Source organism: Streptomyces sp. NPDC004610 (assembly GCF_040609715.1).
Taxonomy (GTDB): Bacteria; Actinomycetota; Actinomycetes; order Streptomycetales; family Streptomycetaceae; genus Streptomyces.
On sequence record NZ_JBEXLA010000004.1, the window covers coordinates 1 to 17,121 of the forward strand.

16 protein-coding genes are annotated in these 17,121 nt (G+C 69.9%); 11 read left to right on the forward strand and 5 right to left on the reverse strand.

Going from position 1 to position 17,121, the window contains the following annotated elements:
• Positions 1 to 91: 91 nt before the first annotated feature.
• Together ABZX40_RS05415 and ABZX40_RS05420 are read right to left on the reverse strand one after the other, a co-directional pair.
• Positions 92 to 298: a DUF397 domain-containing protein gene (locus ABZX40_RS05415; protein WP_355737833.1), complete on the reverse strand. Its 207-nt coding sequence runs from the start codon at positions 296 to 298 to the stop codon at positions 92 to 94.
• Positions 295 to 1,146: a helix-turn-helix transcriptional regulator gene (locus ABZX40_RS05420; protein ID WP_355737831.1), complete on the reverse strand. Its 852-nt coding sequence runs from the start codon at positions 1,144 to 1,146 to the stop codon at positions 295 to 297. Before ABZX40_RS05420 ends, ABZX40_RS05415 begins: the two co-directional genes overlap by 4 nt.
• A gap of 180 nt (positions 1,147 to 1,326) precedes the next feature.
• Between ABZX40_RS05420 and ABZX40_RS05425 the strand changes: the two genes are divergently transcribed.
• From ABZX40_RS05425 to ABZX40_RS05470, 10 genes are all read left to right on the forward strand, one after another.
• Positions 1,327 to 1,755 (forward strand): ATP-binding protein, encoded by a 429-nt coding sequence (locus ABZX40_RS05425; protein WP_355737829.1) that lies wholly within the window; start codon positions 1,327 to 1,329, stop codon positions 1,753 to 1,755.
• 588 nt (positions 1,756 to 2,343) lie between these two features.
• Positions 2,344 to 3,621, forward strand: coding sequence for a M20 family metallopeptidase (locus ABZX40_RS05430; RefSeq protein ID WP_355737827.1), 1,278 nt, complete (start codon positions 2,344 to 2,346; stop codon positions 3,619 to 3,621).
• Between the two features lie 268 nt (positions 3,622 to 3,889).
• Entirely contained in the window at positions 3,890 to 4,945 is a 1,056-nt protein-coding gene (locus tag ABZX40_RS05435; RefSeq protein WP_355737825.1) for a BMP family ABC transporter substrate-binding protein, read from the forward strand.
• Between the two features lie 297 nt (positions 4,946 to 5,242).
• Complete coding sequence (locus tag ABZX40_RS05440) at positions 5,243 to 6,301, forward strand: BMP family ABC transporter substrate-binding protein (RefSeq protein ID WP_355737823.1); 1,059 nt, start codon at positions 5,243 to 5,245, stop codon at positions 6,299 to 6,301.
• 219 nt (positions 6,302 to 6,520) lie between these two features.
• The gene (locus ABZX40_RS05445; RefSeq protein WP_355737820.1) at positions 6,521 to 8,296 is read left to right on the forward strand and encodes an ABC transporter ATP-binding protein; all 1,776 of its coding nucleotides are present in this window, start codon (positions 6,521 to 6,523) and stop codon (positions 8,294 to 8,296) included.
• A 1-nt stretch (position 8,297) separates the two neighbouring features.
• A complete protein-coding gene (locus ABZX40_RS05450; protein ID WP_355737818.1) occupies positions 8,298 to 9,422 on the forward strand; it encodes an ABC transporter permease in 1,125 nt (374 codons plus the stop codon).
• Complete coding sequence (locus ABZX40_RS05455; protein WP_355737815.1) at positions 9,419 to 10,684, forward strand: ABC transporter permease; 1,266 nt, start codon at positions 9,419 to 9,421, stop codon at positions 10,682 to 10,684. Before ABZX40_RS05450 ends, ABZX40_RS05455 begins: the two co-directional genes overlap by 4 nt.
• Entirely contained in the window at positions 10,681 to 11,076 is a 396-nt protein-coding gene (locus ABZX40_RS05460) for a cytidine deaminase (protein WP_355737812.1), read from the forward strand. The genes ABZX40_RS05455 and ABZX40_RS05460 overlap by 4 nt, the downstream gene beginning before the upstream one ends.
• A gap of 91 nt (positions 11,077 to 11,167) precedes the next feature.
• A complete protein-coding gene (locus ABZX40_RS05465) occupies positions 11,168 to 12,460 on the forward strand; it encodes a thymidine phosphorylase (RefSeq protein ID WP_355737810.1) in 1,293 nt (430 codons plus the stop codon).
• A 95-nt stretch (positions 12,461 to 12,555) separates the two neighbouring features.
• On the forward strand, positions 12,556 to 13,149 hold the full coding sequence (locus ABZX40_RS05470; RefSeq protein ID WP_355737807.1) for a Uma2 family endonuclease: 594 nt from the start codon (positions 12,556 to 12,558) through the stop codon (positions 13,147 to 13,149).
• 6 nt (positions 13,150 to 13,155) lie between these two features.
• Here ABZX40_RS05470 and ABZX40_RS05475 read toward each other — a convergent pair whose 3' ends face one another.
• Positions 13,156 to 14,079, reverse strand: coding sequence for an AEC family transporter (locus tag ABZX40_RS05475; protein WP_355737804.1), 924 nt, complete (start codon positions 14,077 to 14,079; stop codon positions 13,156 to 13,158).
• Positions 14,080 to 14,224: 145 nt separating this feature from the next.
• Here ABZX40_RS05475 and ABZX40_RS05480 point away from each other — a divergent pair, with 145 nt between their 5' ends.
• Positions 14,225 to 14,611, forward strand: coding sequence for an STAS domain-containing protein (locus tag ABZX40_RS05480; protein ID WP_355737801.1), 387 nt, complete (start codon positions 14,225 to 14,227; stop codon positions 14,609 to 14,611).
• Here the strand turns inward: ABZX40_RS05480 and ABZX40_RS05485 are convergent.
• The gene (locus tag ABZX40_RS05485) at positions 14,495 to 15,511 is read right to left on the reverse strand and encodes a sigma-70 family RNA polymerase sigma factor (protein ID WP_355737799.1); all 1,017 of its coding nucleotides are present in this window, start codon (positions 15,509 to 15,511) and stop codon (positions 14,495 to 14,497) included. The genes ABZX40_RS05480 and ABZX40_RS05485 overlap by 117 nt on opposite strands.
• Positions 15,512 to 15,712: 201 nt before the next feature.
• Positions 15,713 to 17,065 (reverse strand): MFS transporter, encoded by a 1,353-nt coding sequence (locus ABZX40_RS05490; RefSeq protein ID WP_355737796.1) that lies wholly within the window; start codon positions 17,063 to 17,065, stop codon positions 15,713 to 15,715.
• Positions 17,066 to 17,121: the final 56 nt, after the last annotated feature.

Sequence of the window (17,121 nt, forward strand, 5' to 3'; positions counted from 1 at the left end):
GGACGGAGGAACTCCCACTCCTCATCAGACAGCTCATGACGACGTATCACCCGACCATGATCCACCACGCAAGATCAATTGAAGACACGCCCTAGGTGAGTTGGCCGTGCCTCAGTCCTTGGATGAAGGGGGCGAAGGCGGCGGGGCCGATGCGCAGGGTGCCGAGGGCAGGCCTCTTGGAGTCGCGGATGGCTATGTGGGAGGCGCGGTCCGCGATCTCGACGCAGTTGCTCCCGTCGCTTCCTCCGGAGTAGGTCGACTTCCGCCACGCGTTGGAGGTGGTCACAGTGGCGCTCACAGTTCCTTCGTCAGTCGGTGGATCAGATCACGAGAGCGGGGAGGGTCGAGCGTGGCTGCCGTCAGTCGTTGGAACAGCCGCCGCAGCAGTTCTATGTGGGCTTGCGACTGGATTTGACCAACGCTACTGGGAGCGTCCCGAGCGGCAGTGTCCAGTTCGGGTACGGCGCCTCCCGCGAGCATCAGCGGGTTCCAGGATCCGCCGAAGCCGTCCAACTCGAAAGGCATCACTCGCACGGTGATGTGGTGGGCCTCCGAGAGTTCCAGAACACGGATGAGTTGAGCGTGCAAGGTGGCTCTGTCGAGGACCTTGATCCGCAGAGCCGCTTCATGGATCACCGCCTCGTATGGGATGGGTTCAGCCCGTTCGAGGATGACCTTGCGTTGCATGCGGTGTCGAACGCGTAGCTCCCTGTCCTCTTCTGAGAGTTCGGGGATCCTGGAGGAGAACGCGGCCCGAGCGTAAGCCTCGGTCTGGAGGAGGCCAGGGATGAGGAGGAACTCGGCGTCGCGCCGGTATGTCGAGTGGTGCTCCAGCTCTGAGAGGTCAAGGAAGGCGGCAGGCAACTCTCCCCGGTACTCCTCCCACCATCCACGAGTGCGATCGGTCGCCATGGCGATCAGCGCCTCGATCACCTCCTCATCTGCACAGACATAATTCGTGGCAAGTCGCCGAAGGCGCTTCTCGCTGACTCCCGAGACGCCCGACTCGATCTGGCTGATGACCGGCCCCGTGACCCCGAGCAGCGAAGCCGCCTCTCTCGTGGTGAGTCCAGCCGCGTCGCGCAGTCTGCGCAGCTCGACCCCCAGTCGCACCTGCCGTGCCGTCGGCTCGGTCCTCAGAGCCATCGGCTCTCCTCTCAACATGCCCGGGAGCATTACTCGTTCGGGCGCCACAGTAGGCGATCCGCTTGCGAAGTCTAAGCGATTAGCCCTACCGTCAGTGACGCGCCAACCGCACAGAGGGGCATCTGCGCGGTGCTGCCGCAGCACGCTCAATTCCCCCGCCCCCACCGGAGTTGATCCCCCATGCCCGAAACCGAACCCACCGTCGCCCCCGACACCTGGGAGTACCTCCTCCACATCCCCAGCGATCTCCGCGCCGTCACCCTCTGTCGCCGCACCGTCCGCCTGATCCTCACCCTGCACGGACTGATCCGGCTGGTCGACACCGCGGAGCTGCTCGCCGCCGAGCTGATCGCCAACGCCGTACTGCACACCAAGGGACCCGCCGCGCTCCAGGTGCGCCGCACCCCTCGGGGGACCGTCTGGATCGGGGCGTGGGACGCCGACCCCCTCCCGCCCAGCAGCCCCCGCGCGCTGGAGCCGGTCGAGGAGATGGAGGCCGGCCGGGGCCTCGCCCTCGTCAGCGCCTGCGCCGATCGCTGGGGCTGGCACCCGTCCGGCCGATTCGGCGTCGGCGGCAAGTACGTCTGGTGCGAGCTGACGGCAGCCTGACGCCCTCAGGGGCGCGAGGAACTGCGCGACCAGCCACCCACCCACCCGCACATCCCTACGGCGCACCCCCACCACAAACCCCCGCGCCCGCCCCTCCCCGCCCTCCGCCAGATCCGGCGACGCCATCGAACCCCCATGAAACCGCAGGTGAGGGTAGGCGCAGCCAGCTATCTCCACCATCCGCGGCGAAACATCCACCCCGAAGACCGCCGTACGCCCCCCGGTGGCCGCCGCGAGGCCCCGGCCCCGGCCCCGGCCCGCGTCTCCGTTCGTCTGCGTCGTCACAGCACCGCACGCTAGTAGGGAGAGTCCGCCCCCATCCCCCCCGGTCCCGCCAGATGAACGGTTCAGCAAGACCTGAGGCGGACGTGGTATCCGTGGAGGATGGGGTTGTTTCCCGCGCCCACGGCAGTGCCCACGGCAGTGCCAGGCAGTGATCGCGGCAAGAAAAGCGCTGGAGCTTACCCGCCCAAGTCCATAGCTATGCCCCGGACGGCCAGATTTTTTTGCCCTAACCGGCTGAAGTTTTGTAGATCGTGGGTCAGTTGACCATCCGGGCGGCCTACCCTTCAGAGGGTGAAGCAATTGATGTCCCGAGAGTCCGAAGAGTTCGAGGTCGACCTCCCCGGGGAAGCCCTGCCCGGCACCGAGTCCGGTGCCCACTCCGGTGTCCACTCCGGCGCCCTGCCCGGCACCCTGCCGGACGCACTCCGCGAGGAGCTCGTCGCCTTCCGTCGCGACCTGCACATGCACCCCGAGCTGGGCAACCAGGAGTTCCGCACCACCGCCGCCATCAAGGCGCGGCTGGAGAAGGCGGGCCTCACCCCCCGCGTCCTCGCCATGGGCACGGGACTCGTCTGTGACATCGGCGTACCGGACGACGGTCCCGCCCCCTCCGGGATGCTCGCGCTGCGCGCCGACATCGACGCCCTTCCCATCCCGGACGCCAAGACCGAGTGCGCCTACCGCTCCACCGTGCCCGACCGCGCCCACGCCTGCGGCCACGATGTGCATACGACGGTCGTCCTCGGCGCCGGACTCGTCCTCGCCGAGCTGCACCGGCAGGGACGGCTGCCGCGCCCCGTCCGGCTGCTCTTCCAGCCCGCCGAGGAGGTGCTCCCGGGCGGCGCCTCCGACGCCATCGACTGCGGGGTGCTGGACGGCGTCGGCCGGATCATCGCCGTGCACTGCGACCCCCGCGTCGACGCCGGCCGCATCGGACTGCGTACCGGGGCCATCACCTCCGCCTGCGACCGGCTGGAGATCTCGCTCGACGGGCCCGGCGGCCACACCGCCCGCCCCCACCTCACCACCGACCTGGTCACCGCCGTCGCCCGGGTCGTCACCGACGTCCCCGCGCTGGTCGCCCGCCGGGTCGACACCCGCGCCGGGCTCGCCGTCACCTGGGGACGGATCGAATCCGGCCACGCCCCGAATGTCATCCCGCAGCACGCCGAGCTGTCCGGAACCGTGCGCTGCCTCGACATCCACGCCTGGCGCCAGGCCCCCGACATCGTCCACGCCGCCATCGACGAGGTCGCCAACCTGCACCGCGCCAAGTCCGAGATCACCTACGTCCGGGGCGTCCCCCCGGTCGTCAACGATCCCGCCGTCACCGAACTGCTCCGCGACGCGATGACCGTCCGCCGCGGCGCCGACTCCGTCGAGAGCACCGAGCAGAGCCTCGGCGGCGAGGACTTCTCCTGGTACCTGGAGCGCGTCCCCGGCGCCATGGCCCGCCTGGGCGTCCGCACCCCCGGCGAGCGCACGGTACGGGATCTCCACCAAGGAGACTTCGATGTCGACGAGCACGCGATCACGGTCGGCGTCGAACTGTTCACCGCCGCCGCACTGATCAGCAACTGAGTCACCACCCACCTCCAGGGGCGCGGGGAACTGCGCGACCAGCCACCCCCCACCCGCACCCGCCCGCGCCCCAAAAATCCACCCCCCACCCCCCGCGCGAATTAACCCCCCGTGCCCTATTCGCGCCGGTGAGTCACAGGCCCGTAACCAGTCACCGGCACGAATGGATAACGGCCAGGCGATACCCCGTTCCCAGGATGGTCTACGCGCGTTAATGTGCGCCGAACTCAGCACCCACTGCGGGGCTTTGGAGAATGGGGAACTTCAGATGCGTCGGATTTCCAAACTGACCCGCGTCGCGGTGGGGGTCGCGTCGCTCGCCCTCGCCGCCACCGCCTGCGGTGGAACCAGCAGCGAGAACAACGCCTCGGACGGTGAGTCGGCCGCGGAGGACCTCGGTCTCGCCATCGCCTACGACATCGGCGGCAAGGGCGACCAGTCCTTCAACGACGCCGCGTTCGCCGGCCTGGACCAGGCGCAGAAGGAGTACGGCTACAAGACGGCCGATGTGGAGCCCACCGAGGGCGAGACCGACGCCGACAAGGAGCAGCGCCTCGCCTCCCTGGCCCGGCAGGGCTACAACCCGGTGATCGGTGTCGGCTTCGCCTACGGTCCCGCCATGGAGGCCGTCGCCAAGGACTACCCCGACACCACCTTCGGCATCGTGGACTCCGTGGTCGAGGGCGGGAACGTCGCCTCGCTGGTGTTCGCGGAGGAGCAGGCTTCCTATCTCGCCGGGGTCGCCGCCGCCAAGGCCACCAAGACCAATACCGTCGGGTTCGTCGGCGGGGTCGACATTCCCCTGATCCACAAGTTCGAGGCCGGTTACAAGCAGGGCGTCGAGGACACCAACTCCGAGGTCACCGTCGTCTCGCAGTATCTGACGCAGACCGCCGAGGAGGGCGGCTTCTCCAGCCCGGACAAGGGCAAGGCCGCCGCCGAGGGGCAGATCGAGAAGGACGCCGATGTGGTCTACCAGGCCGCCGGGCTGTCCGGGCAGGGCGTGATCGAGGCCGCCGCCACCGCCAAGGTGTGGGCGATCGGTGTCGACTCCGACCAGTACGCGCAGGAGGCGCTGGCCTCGTACAAGGACTACATCCTGACCTCCGCGCTGAAGGATGTCGGCGGGGCCGTGTACGCGCTGGCCAAGTCGGTCGAGGACGGCGAGCCGCTGACCGGTACCCAGACCTTCGACCTCAAGGTGGACGGCGTCGGTCTGGCCGACACCAACCCGAAGATGGCCGAGGTCGCGGGCCTGACGGACGCGGTCGCCGCCGCCAAGGCCGGGATCATCGACGGCTCGATCAAGGTCGCCACCGAGTAGCTCCGCAGGGCATCGGTTCACTGTTCTGGGTAAAAATCTGGCAAAAGGGGAGACAGGGTAGGAAGCCGTATCAAGCGGATGGCAGGCCCCGGGCCTGCCATCCGCTTGCCGTATTCCCGATGGCAACGCCCCTCATGAGTGCCGCGGCGGGCCCGGACGGGCTTGGGCACGGGCGGATAACAAGGTGGACAGAAGGGGTTTTCAGGCAGGTCTACGCGCGTTAATCTGCGGCGAAACCAGCGCCGAAGCTGACCCTGGCTGAACCCCCCCGGCGCTTGTACGACAGGAGCACCACTCATGCGCCGCATTTCCCGGATCACGGTCGCAGGCGCGGCGACCGCCTCGCTGGCCCTCGCCCTCGCCGCCTGCGGCGGGACCTCGACCTCCTCCTCCAGCTCGTCCTCGGAGTCGGGCGGCGAGGACAAGGGCCTCGCCATCGCCTACGACGTCGGCGGCAAGGGCGACCAGTCCTTCAACGACGCCGCGTACGCCGGGCTGGAGCAGGCGCAGAAGGAATTCGGCTACCGGACCGAGGACGTCGAGCCCACCGAGGGCGAGACCGACGCGGACAAGCAGCAGCGGCTGGAGTCCCTGGCCAAGCAGGGCTACAACCCGGTCGTCGGCGTCGGCTACGCCTACGCGGCGGCCATCAAGGGCGCGGCGGAGAAGTTCCCGGACACCACCTTCGGCATCGTCGACGACTCCACCGTCGAGGCGGACAACGTCGCCGACCTGGTCTTCTCCGAGGAGCAGGCGTCCTACCTGGCCGGTGTCGCCGCCGCCAAGAGCACCGAGAGCGATGTCGTCGGGTTCGTCGGCGGTGTCGACATCCCGCTGATCCACAAGTTCCAGGCCGGCTTCGAGCAGGGCGTCAAGGACACCAACCCCGAGGCCACCGTCCTGTCGCAGTATCTGACGCAGACGGCCGAGGAGGGCGGCTTCTCCAGCCCCGACAAGGGCAAGACCGCCGCCGAGGGCCAGATCGAGAAGAAGGCCGACGTGGTGTACGCCGCCGCCGGTCTGTCCGGTCAGGGTGTCATCGAGGCCGCCGCCGCCAACGAGGTGTGGGCGATCGGTGTCGACTCCGACCAGTACCAGCAGGAGGCGCTCGCCAAGTACAAGGACTCGATCCTCACCTCCGCCATGAAGGACGTCGCGAAGGCCGTCTTCAACCTTGCGAAGTCCGTCGAGGACGGCACGCCGGAGACCGGTATCGTCAAGGGCGATCTGAAGACCGGCGAGGTCGGACTGTCGGAGTCCAACCCGGTGTTCGCCGACAACGCCGAGCTCCAGGCAGCCATCGACACGGCCAAGGAGAAGATCATCAGCGGCGAGATCCAGGTCAAGAGCAGCTGACCACCGTCAGCTGACATCGGCTGACATCAGCTGGCCACCATCGGCCACTGTCGGCTGACATCAGCTGTCCGAGCAACGTGTAACCAAAGGGTTACGTCCGCTCAACGGGGTACGGGGAGGCTTTCTCCCTGTACCCCGTTGTCTCGGTGCGTCGCCCTCCGTACCTTCGTATGCCGTAGGGGCGCTACGCGTGTAGATGACCCCCGACCCTCCGTCCATATGGGAGAGTGCGCCATCAACGCGTCCAGCAGCCCTCCGGCCGACGGCCCCGCCACAGCCGCGGCGGGCGGTCAGGCGACCGCCGTCGAACTCACCGGGATCACCAAGCGATTCCCCGGCGTCGTCGCCAACCACGACATCCATCTCACCGTCCGCAAGGGCACCGTCCACGCCCTCGTCGGCGAGAACGGCGCCGGTAAGTCGACGCTGATGAAGATCCTCTACGGCATGCAGAAGCCGGACGAGGGCGTCATCGCCGTGGACGGTGAGAAGGTCACCTTCTCCTCGCCCGCCGACGCCATCGCCCGCGGCATCGGCATGGTCCACCAGCACTTCATGCTGGCCGACAACCTCACCGTCCTGGAGAACGTGGTCCTCGGCAGCGAGAAGCCGTACGGCATCGGCGCCCGCGCCCGCCGCCGGATCACCGAGCTGTCCGAGCGCTACGGCCTCGGCGTCACCCCCGATGTGCTGGTCGAGGAGCTGGGGGTCGCCGCCCGGCAGCGCGTCGAGATCCTCAAGGTCCTCTACCGCGGCGCCACCACCCTGATCCTGGACGAGCCGACCGCGGTGCTGGTCCCGCAGGAGGTCGACGCCCTCTTCGACAATCTGCGCGAGCTGAAGTCCGAGGGCCTCTCGGTCATCTTCATCTCCCACAAGCTGGGCGAGGTCCTCTCCGTCGCCGACGAGATCACCGTCATCCGGCGCGGTACGACGGTCGGCACCGCCGTCCCCGCCGAGACCACCACCAAGCAGCTCGCCGAGATGATGGTCGGCAGCGAACTGCCCACCCCGGAGACCGCCGAGTCCACGGTCACCGACCACCCGGTCATCACCGTCGACAAACTGCGCCTGGTGGCCCCCGGCGGCAAGGCCCTGCTGGACGACATCACCTTCACCATCCACGCCGGCGAGATCCTCGGCATCGCCGGGGTCGAGGGCAACGGCCAGACCGAGCTGGTGGACGCGCTCATCGGCCTCAAGGGCGCCGACTCCGGCACGATCACCCTGGCCACCCGGGAGACCACCGGCGACACGGCCGACGAGATCACCGGCTGGCCCACCCGCAAGCGCCGTGAGCAGGGCATCGGCTACATCCCCGAGGACCGCCACCGCCACGGCCTGCTCCTCGAAGCGCCGCTGTGGGAGAACCGTATCCTCGGCCATGTCACCGAGCGGCCCAACGCCAAGGGCGTCTGGCTGGACCCCAAGGCCGCCCAGGCCGACACCCGCCGGATCGTCGAGGAGTACGACGTCCGCACCCCCGGGATCGACGTCACCGCCGCCTCGCTGTCCGGCGGCAACCAGCAGAAGCTGATCGTCGGCCGCGAGATGAGCCACAAGCCGCGCTTCCTGATCGCCGCCCACCCGACCCGGGGTGTGGACGTCGGCGCCCAGGCCGCGATCTGGGACCACATCCGCGAGGCCCGCCGCGAGGGCCTGGCCGTGCTGCTGATCTCCGCCGACCTGGACGAGCTGATCGGCCTCTCCGACACCCTGCGGGTGATCTACAACGGCCGTTTCGTCGCCGACGCCGACCCCGGCTCCATCACCCCCGAACAACTCGGCTCCGCCATGACCGGCGCCTCCACCGGCCACCTCGACGAGGACAGCCCGGAGATCGTGGGCGACCCCGAGAACCTGGGAACCCTGGGCGTCCCGCACACCCCGGGAGCCCCGGAAACCCCGGGAGCCCCGGCGGCCACCCCCGAGGACACCCCCGGGACCGGCAAGACCGGACCGTCCCCCGAGTCTCCGGAAGACGAGGCCCGCTGACATGAAGAAGTTCGACAAGGAGCGGGTGCTCCTCACGCTGGCCGGGCCGGTCATCGCGCTCGCCGTGGCCTTCGTGCTCATCGCCCTCGTGCTGCTCGCCTCCGGCAAGAACCCGGTCGAGCCGTTCGTCCTGATGATCGAGCAGGCCGGTTTCTCCGACATCCAGGTGCTGATCATCAACCAGGCGTCGATGTACTACATCGCCGCCCTCGCGGTCGCCATCGGCTTCCGGATGAACCTCTTCAACATCGGTGTCGACGGCCAGTACCAGCTGGCCGCCATGACGGCCGCCGTCGTCGGCGCCCACGCCGACCTCCCGGCCGTCATCCAGATCCCGCTGCTGCTGCTCACCGCCATGTGCACCGGCGCCTTCTGGGCCGGGATCGCCGGTGTCCTCAAGGTCACCCGCGGGGTCAGCGAGGTCGTCGCGACGATCATGCTGAACGCCATCGCCACCGCCGTCATCGCCTATATGTGGCTCCCCGACGTCTTCGGCGTGAAGGTCGGCAACAACAACACCACCGGCGAGATGTACGAGTCCGGCTGGGTCCCCGGCTTCGACATGGGCGCCGCCGGTGAGATCTACGGCCTGGTCGTCCTCGCCGTCCTGCTCGGCATCGGCTACTGGATCACCCTCAACCGCACCCGCTTCGGCTTCGATCTGCGGGCCTCCGGCGCCTCCGAGACCGCCGCCGCGGCCAGCGGCGTCAACCCCAAGCGGATGACGCTCACCGCGATGCTGCTCTCCGGCGCCATCGCCGGACTCGCCGGGCTGCCGATCCTGCTCGGCGACACCCACACCTACAGCCTGAACTTCCCGACCGGCATCGGCTTCCTCGGTATCGGCATCGCCCTCCTCGGCCGCAACAACCCGGTCGGCATCGCCTTCGCCGCCCTGCTGTGGGCCTGGCTCGACAAGGCATCGCCCGAGCTGGACTTCCACGGCTACGACAAGGAGATCGCGGTCATCATGCAGGGCCTCATCGTCCTCTCGGTCGTCGTCTCCTACGAGGCCGTCCGGGAGTGGGGCCTGCGCCGCCAGCAGCGCCGGGTCGGCGCCGAACTCGCCGCCGGTCATGTGCTCGGCGCCACCGACAACTCCACGAAGGAGGTGGCTGGCCGATGACCACCGTGACCGACCTCAACCAGCCCACGCTGCGACCCGCGGCGCCCACCGGCCGCCGGCTCTCCCTGCCCGTGCTGATGCTGGTCATCGCCGGCGCCCTGGCCCTGACCTCGCTGGTCCGGATCATCACCGGCGCCGACGGCATCACCAACGTCAGCCAGATGTCCACCGCCCTCCAGCTCGCCGTGCCCATCGGACTGGCCGGACTCGGCGGACTGTGGGCCGAGCGCGCGGGCGTGGTCAACATCGGCCTCGAAGGGATGCTGATCCTCGGCACCTGGTTCGGCGCCTGGGCCGGATTCCAGTGGGGCCCCTGGACCGGTGTCCTCGTCGGCATCATCGGCGGCTGCCTCGGCGGACTGCTGCACGCCATCGTGACCGTCACCTTCAACGTCAACCACATCGTCTCCGGTGTGGCCATCAACATCCTCGCCCTCGGCGCCACCCGCTATCTCGCGCCGCTCGCCTTCGAGGGCCACCAGGGCGGCTCCGCCAAGCAGTCCCCGGCGGTCGAATCGCTCGGCCAGTTCACCGTGCCGGGACTCTCCGACTGGCTCAGAGATCTCAACGAGCAGGGCTGGTTCCTGATCTCGGACCTCGCCGGACTCCTCGGCGGCCTGGTCACCAATGTCTCCTGGCTCACCCTGATCGCCATCGCCCTGATCCCCGCCACCTGGTGGATCCTGTGGCGCACCGCCTTCGGACTGCGGCTGCGCTCCTGCGGCGAGAACCCGGTCGCCGCCGAGTCCCTCGGCGTCAATGTCTACAAGTACAAGTACCTGGCCGTGATCATCTCCGGCGGCCTCGCCGGGCTCGGCGGGGTCTTCCTCTCCATCGTCGCCAACCCGTTCTATCTGGAGGGCCAGGTCAGCGGGCGCGGCTATATCGGCCTCGCCGCGATGATCTTCGGCAACTGGATGCCGGGCGGCCTCGCCATCGGCGCCGGCCTCTTCGGCTACACCGACAGCCTCAATCTGCGCGGCGGCTCCGAGAACGTCCACGCCCTCCTCCTGCTCGCCGCGCTGCTGCTGATCATCGGCGCGATCTGGCTGGCCGTCCGCAAGAAGTACGTCAAGGCGGGCATCACCCTGGTGATCGGCGCCCTGGTCTTCGCCTGGTACGCGGGCACCAACGAGGTCCCCAACCAGGTCGTCTCCGCGACGCCGTACGTCATCACGCTGGTCGTCCTCGCGCTCTCCGCGCAACGGCTGCGGATGCCGAAGGCGGACGGCATGCCGTACCGCAAGGGACAGGGCAAGTGACCGCGGCGGCCGACTGGGACGGCCTGCGGGCCCGCGCCCGCGAGGCCATGACCCGCGCCTACGCCCCCTACTCCGGCTACCCGGTCGGGGTCGCGGCCCTGGTCGACGACGGCCGCACGGTCTCCGGCTGCAATGTGGAGAACGCCAGCTACGGGCTGAGCCTGTGCGCCGAGTGCGGGCTGGTCTCCGAGCTCCAGCGCAGCGGCGGCGGCCGGCTGACCCACTTCACCTGCGTCGACGGCAACGGCGACCTCCTCGTCCCGTGTGGCCGCTGCCGCCAGCTCCTGTACGAGTTCGGCGGCCCCGGTCTCCTGCTCGACACCCCGGAGGGGATCGTGCCGCTGTCGGCGATGCTCCCGCAGGCGTTCGGCCCGGGGCATCTCGCCCACTGACCACCACCCACCGGCCCCTCCGCCCCACCCCCGCGGAGGGGCCGACCCCTTCTCCGCCCCCTTCTCCATCCACCCGGAAGGAACCCCACCGATGCCACCCACGGCCATGGACGTCATCACCGTCATCCGCACCAAGCGGGACCGCGGAGAGCTGAGCGACGCGCAGATCGACTGGGTCATCGACGCGTACACCCACGGCGAGGTCGCCGACGAACAGATGTCCGCGCTCGCGATGGCCATCCTGCTCAACGGCATGAACCGCCGCGAGATCGCCCGCTGGACGGCGGCCATGATCGCCTCCGGCGAGCGCATGGACTTCTCCGCGCTCTCCCGCCCGACCGCCGACAAGCACTCCACCGGCGGGGTCGGCGACAAGATCACCCTTCCCCTCGCGCCCCTGGTCGCCGCGTGCGGCGCCGCCGTCCCCCAGCTCTCCGGCCGCGGCCTCGGCCACACCGGCGGCACCCTGGACAAGCTGGAGTCCATCCCCGGCTGGCGGGCCCTGCTCTCCAACGAGGAGATGCTCTCCGTCCTGGACACCACCGGCGCGGTGATCTGCGCCGCGGGCGACGGCCTGGCCCCCGCCGACAAGAAGCTGTACGCCCTGCGCGATGTCACCGGCACGGTCGAGGCCATCCCGCTGATCGCCTCCTCCATCATGTCCAAGAAGATCGCGGAGGGCACGGGCTCCCTGGTCCTGGACGTGAAGGTCGGCTCCGGCGCCTTCATGAAGACCCTGGACGACGCCCGTGAACTCGCCGCCACCATGGTCGGCCTCGGCACCGACCACGGTGTCCGCACGGTCGCCCTCCTCACCGACATGGCGACCCCCCTCGGCCTGACCGCCGGAAACGCCCTGGAGGTCCGCGAGTCCATCGAGGTCCTCGCCGGCGGCGGCCCCTCCGACGTGGTCGAACTGACCCTCGCCCTGGCCCGCGAGATGCTCACCGCGGCGGGCCTGCCCGACGCCGACCCGGCGAAAGCCCTGGCCGACGGCTCGGCGATGGACGTCTGGCGCCGCATGATCACCGCGCAGGGCGGCGACCCGGACGCCCCCCTCCCGACGGCCCGCGAGACCCATATCGTCACGGCCCCCTCCTCCGGCGTCCTCACCCGCCTCGACGCCTACGCCATCGGCGTGGCCGCCTGGCGCCTGGGCGCGGGCCGCGCCCGCAAGGAGGACCCGGTCCAGGCGGGCGCGGGCATCGAACTCCACGCCAAGCCCGGCGACCACATCACCGAGGGCACCCCCCTCCTCACCCTCCACACCGACACCCCGGACCGCTTCCCGTACGCCCTGGAGTCCCTCTCCGCCGCCTACGACATCGCGACCCCGGAAACCCCCTTCGAGCCGACCCCCGTAATCCTGGAACGCATCGCCTGACCTGGGGTTTCCCCATATGGGTGCACGGGACCGGTGGACCTCCGCCGGTCCCGTTCGGCATGCTGGGATCGGTGACGTACTGATTGGAGACCGCCATGAGCGCACTCACCGTCGACCACTCGACGGCCAACGGCCACGAGTGGGACGGCCTCGTCCGGATCTGGAAGGAGACGGACGCGCCCGAGGGCTGCAAGGTGGAGATCATCGAGGGGATCGTCACCGTGGCACCGCCGCCGTCCAACGCACACAACGACATTGCCGACCTGGTCCAGCGGAGTCTTTATGCCGTCATCCCCCGGAGTCTGGGGATCTATCAGACGCTGGGCACTGCGGTCCCTTCACGGGACGGCCTGTACATCCCGGACATCGCCGTGGCGCCCAGGGCTGTCGTGCGTTCCGAGCCCGGCAACTGCATTCCAGCGGCGGCGGCCGAACTGGTTGTTGAAATCACGTCCAAGTCCAACGCGATCAACGACCGGCTGAAGAAGGCCGCCGGATATGCCCAGGCAGCAGTTCCGCTGTACTTGTTGATCGACAGCTGGGCACCCGCAGGCCCCACCATCACGCTCTACGGCGAACCTCATGGGGACGTCTACCGAGTTCTGCGCGCCGGAAAGTTCGGCGAGCCGATCCATCTACCGGAACCCTTCGACCTCGAACTCGAAACCGACGAGTTCCTCACAGACTGAGCGGCGTCACCCCAACAACGCCGCCACCACCACCAACACCGGCACCGACAACCCCGTAGACAGCAGGATCGACTCCCGCGCCAGAACCTCCCCCACCCGGTAGCGGCTCGCGTAGGTGAAGAGGTTCTGGGCCGCCGGGAGGGCGGAGGTGACCACCACGTCCAGCAGGGCCGCGCCCTTCAGGCCGAAGACGCCCGCCGCCAGTGCCCAGGCCAGCGCGGGCTGGGCGAAGGACTTCAGGGCCACGGCGAGGAGCACCGGGGTGCGTTCCGCGCCCCGCAGCGGCAGGGTGCTGCCGCGCAGGGAGATCCCGAAGGCCAGCAGCACCGCCGGGACGGACATGTTGCCGATCAGGATCAGCGGGTCCAGGACCGGCCCCGGCACCCGCACCCCCGTCGCCGACACCGCCACCCCGGCCAGCGAACCGACCGCTATCGGATTGCGCAACGGCGTCAGCACCAGCTGCCACCAGGGCCGTTCGGTGCCCCCACCGCTCGTCAGATCCAGGATCGTCAGCGCGATCGGGGTGACCCCGATCAGCTGGAACAGCAGGACCGGCGCCACCAGCGAGGCATCCCCGAGGACATACACCGCGATCGGAATGCCCAGATTCCCGGCGTTCACATAACTCGCGCACAGCGCCCCGATCGTGGTCCGCCCCACCCCCCAGCGCCGCACGACGGCCACCGCCACGAACACCCCCGCCACCGCCACCGTCGACAGCGCCGTCACCAGCAGCCGACTGGAGAAGACCACCGACAGATCCGCCGCCGCGAGCGTGGTGAACAGCAGCGCGGGGGATGCCACATGGAACGCCAGCTTGGTGAGCACCTCGCGGCCCTGCTCGCCCAGATGCCCCCGGACATCGATCAGATACCCGACGACGATCACCACCGCGATCACCGCGAACCCGCTCAACACCCCCTGCACGGCGCTCCCTCGGCCAACCCTCGGGGCAGCGGCACCCCAGGTCAAGGTGGTGTCACGGGGTCAGCGGCCGGGCCCCAGCGCCGCTTCCGGGCAGGCCGGAGCCACGCTCCGTACCGTCCCGCACGACACATCGCGAGGAAGCGCGATGAGTTACGCCCGCCGCGCCGGTCTACCGCACGTGGACGCCAAGCCCCTTGCCGAGATCGTGCTCGCCGGCCCTGTCACCCGGGACGGGGTGACCGGGCTGTGCGCCGAGGTGCGGACCCTGCTGGAAGCCACGGGCGCCCCGGTGGTGGTGTGCGATGTCGCCGCGATCGGACCGCCGGGCCTGGCCGCCGTCGACCTGCTGGCCCGGATGGAACTCACCGCCCGCCGGGCCGGCGGACGCATCCGGCTGCGCGACCCCGATCCCGCGCTACACGCCCTCCTCGACCTCGTCGGTCTCCGCTTCGAGATGGAGGGGCAGCCCGAACAGCGGGAACCAGCGCGCCACGTCGAGGAAGCAGTGGAAGCCGGTGATCCGCCCGTCTGAGAGCTCCAGCACCTGCACCGCCCACGGCGAGAAACCGCCCTTCTCCGGGTCCGGCTTGTAGTGCGCGAACCCGGGCAGCCCATTGACCTGCACCGGACGCAGCCGCGAGCCCTCGCAGGCCGCGCCCAGCGTGGTCATGAAACCGGTGATGTCCGCCGTGCCGCGCAGCCACAGGTCGAACGGCGGCATCGTCATGATCGCGTCTTCGTGCAGCAGCGCCGTCAGGGCCGTCATGTCGTACCCCTCGAAGGCGGCGACATAGCGCTCCAGAAGCTTCTGCTGCTCCTCGTCCAGCGGATCCGACACGGACGCGTCGGCGCCCGCCTGCTCCCGCTCGGCCAGCGTCGCACGGGCCCGCTGGAGGGCGCTGTTGACGCTCGCCACCGATGTCCCCAGCAGTTCGGCGACCTCGGCGGCCCGCCACGCCAGCACCTCCCGCAGGATCAGCACCGCGCGCTGCTTGGGCGGCAGCTGCTGGAGCGCCGCCATGAACGCCAGCCGCACCGACTCCTTGGCGACCGCCGCCTCCGCCGGGTCCGCCGTCGAAGGCAGCACCCGGGAGTCCGGCATCGGCTCCAGCCAGGTGTGGTCCGGGCGCGGCGACAGCGCCGCCTGGGCGAGCGGGGTGGCCTCGGTCAGATCCATCGGGCGTGCCCGCTTGTTCCCCGCGTTCAGCATGTCCAGACACACATTCGTCGCGATGCGGTAGAGCCAGGAGCGGACGCTGGAGCGGCCCTCGAACTTGTCGAAGCTGCGCCAGGCGCGGACCAGGGTGTCCTGCACCGCGTCCTCCGCCTCGAAGGACGAACCGAGCATGCGGTAGCAGTACCCGGTCAGCTCGACCCGGTGTTTCTCCAGCGTCGCGTCGAGGTCTGTCGTAGTCGCCGTGCTGTTGCTCATCGTCCACCCACCCCTGTGGCCGTTCCGTCCGCCGTTCGCCGCATTGCGCCCAGCACCTCGCAAGCTACCGCAGCCCACTGACAATGGCCGCTGGAGCGAACAAAACCGCAGGTCAAAAAGGGGCCGCGCCGAGGACGCCGGATCACGAACCCCCGTTCTCAGGGGCGCCGGAGGTACCCCCTCCGGGGGAGAACTGCGCGATCAGCCCCCACCAACCCGCACCCGACCGACGACGGACCGCCCCCGACCCCCCTCCACGCCCCCCGCGGAGCGCGCCGCGGCCCGCGACCCCGCCACGGTGATCCCCACAACCCCCACCACCGCCAGCAGCCCGACCCCCACGGTCCCGCCCCACCCCCCGGCGTGGAACGCCACCGCGCCCACCGTGCTCCCGACACTCGACCCCACGTAGTAAGCGGACTGGTACAGCGCCGATGCCTGCGCCCGCCCCGTCGTCGCCGTCTTGCTGACCGCCGACGACGCCACCGCGTGCCCCGCGAAGAACCCGGCGGTGATCAGCACCAGCCCCAGCAGCACCAGCCCCAGCGAGTCCGCCAGCGACAGCAGCAGCCCGGCCGCCGTCGTCCCCCCGGCCAGATACAGCGCGCCGCGTCGCCCCAACCGCCCCACCAGCCGCCCGGCCGTGGACGCGGACACCGTCCCGACCAGGTACACCAGGAAGATCGACCCGACCACACCCTGCGGCAGCGAGAACGGCGCCTCGGTCAGCCGGTACCCGATCACCGTGTAGACCCCGCCGAACACGGTCATGAACAGCGCGCCGATCGCGTACAGCCGCCGCAGCAGCGGATCGGCCAGATGCCCCCGTACGGTCGCCACCAGCACCCCCGGCCGGAGCGAGCCCGGGGTGAAGTGCCGCGGCGCGGGCAGCAGCAGCCGGAACGCCACCGCGCACCCCACCGCCATCAGCCCCAGCGCGCCGAGCGCGACCCGCCAGCCCCATTCCTGCGCCACCCAGCCGGTCAGCACCCGGCCGCTCATCCCGCCCACACTGTTGCCCGCGACGAACAGCCCGATCGCCGTGACCAGCGCCCTCGGCCGGACCTCCTCCGCCAGATACGCGGTCGCCGACGCCGGTACGCCCGCCAGCGCCGCGCCCTGCACGGCCCGCAGCACGACCAGCGCCTCCAGCGAGGGCGCGAACGGCACCGCCACCGCCACGGCGACCGCCACCGCCAGCGAGCCGGTCATGACCGCCCGCCTGCCGAAACGTTCCGACAGGGCGCTCATCGGGAGCACGAACAGCGCCAGCGCACCGGTGGACGCGGCCACCGTCCAGCTCGCCGCGCTCGCCGTCACCCCGAAGTCCCCGGAGATCAGCGGCAGCAGCGCCTGCGTCGAGTACAGCAGCGCGAAGGTGGCGACTCCGGCCAGGAAGAGCGCGAAGCTCATCCGGCGGTAACCGGGCCCGCCGGGGTTCAGCCGGGAGTCGGGGCGGGTGACGGACGGGACGGAGGAAACGGGGGAGGTGGACGGGACGGAGGAGGCGGCGGCGTCCAAGGTGCCGGCCGCCCCGGTACTGGCGGGAGTCATGCCATGAACCCTGCTCCCCTCCCGCTCATCCGTCCAATGCATGAAACGCCCATAAT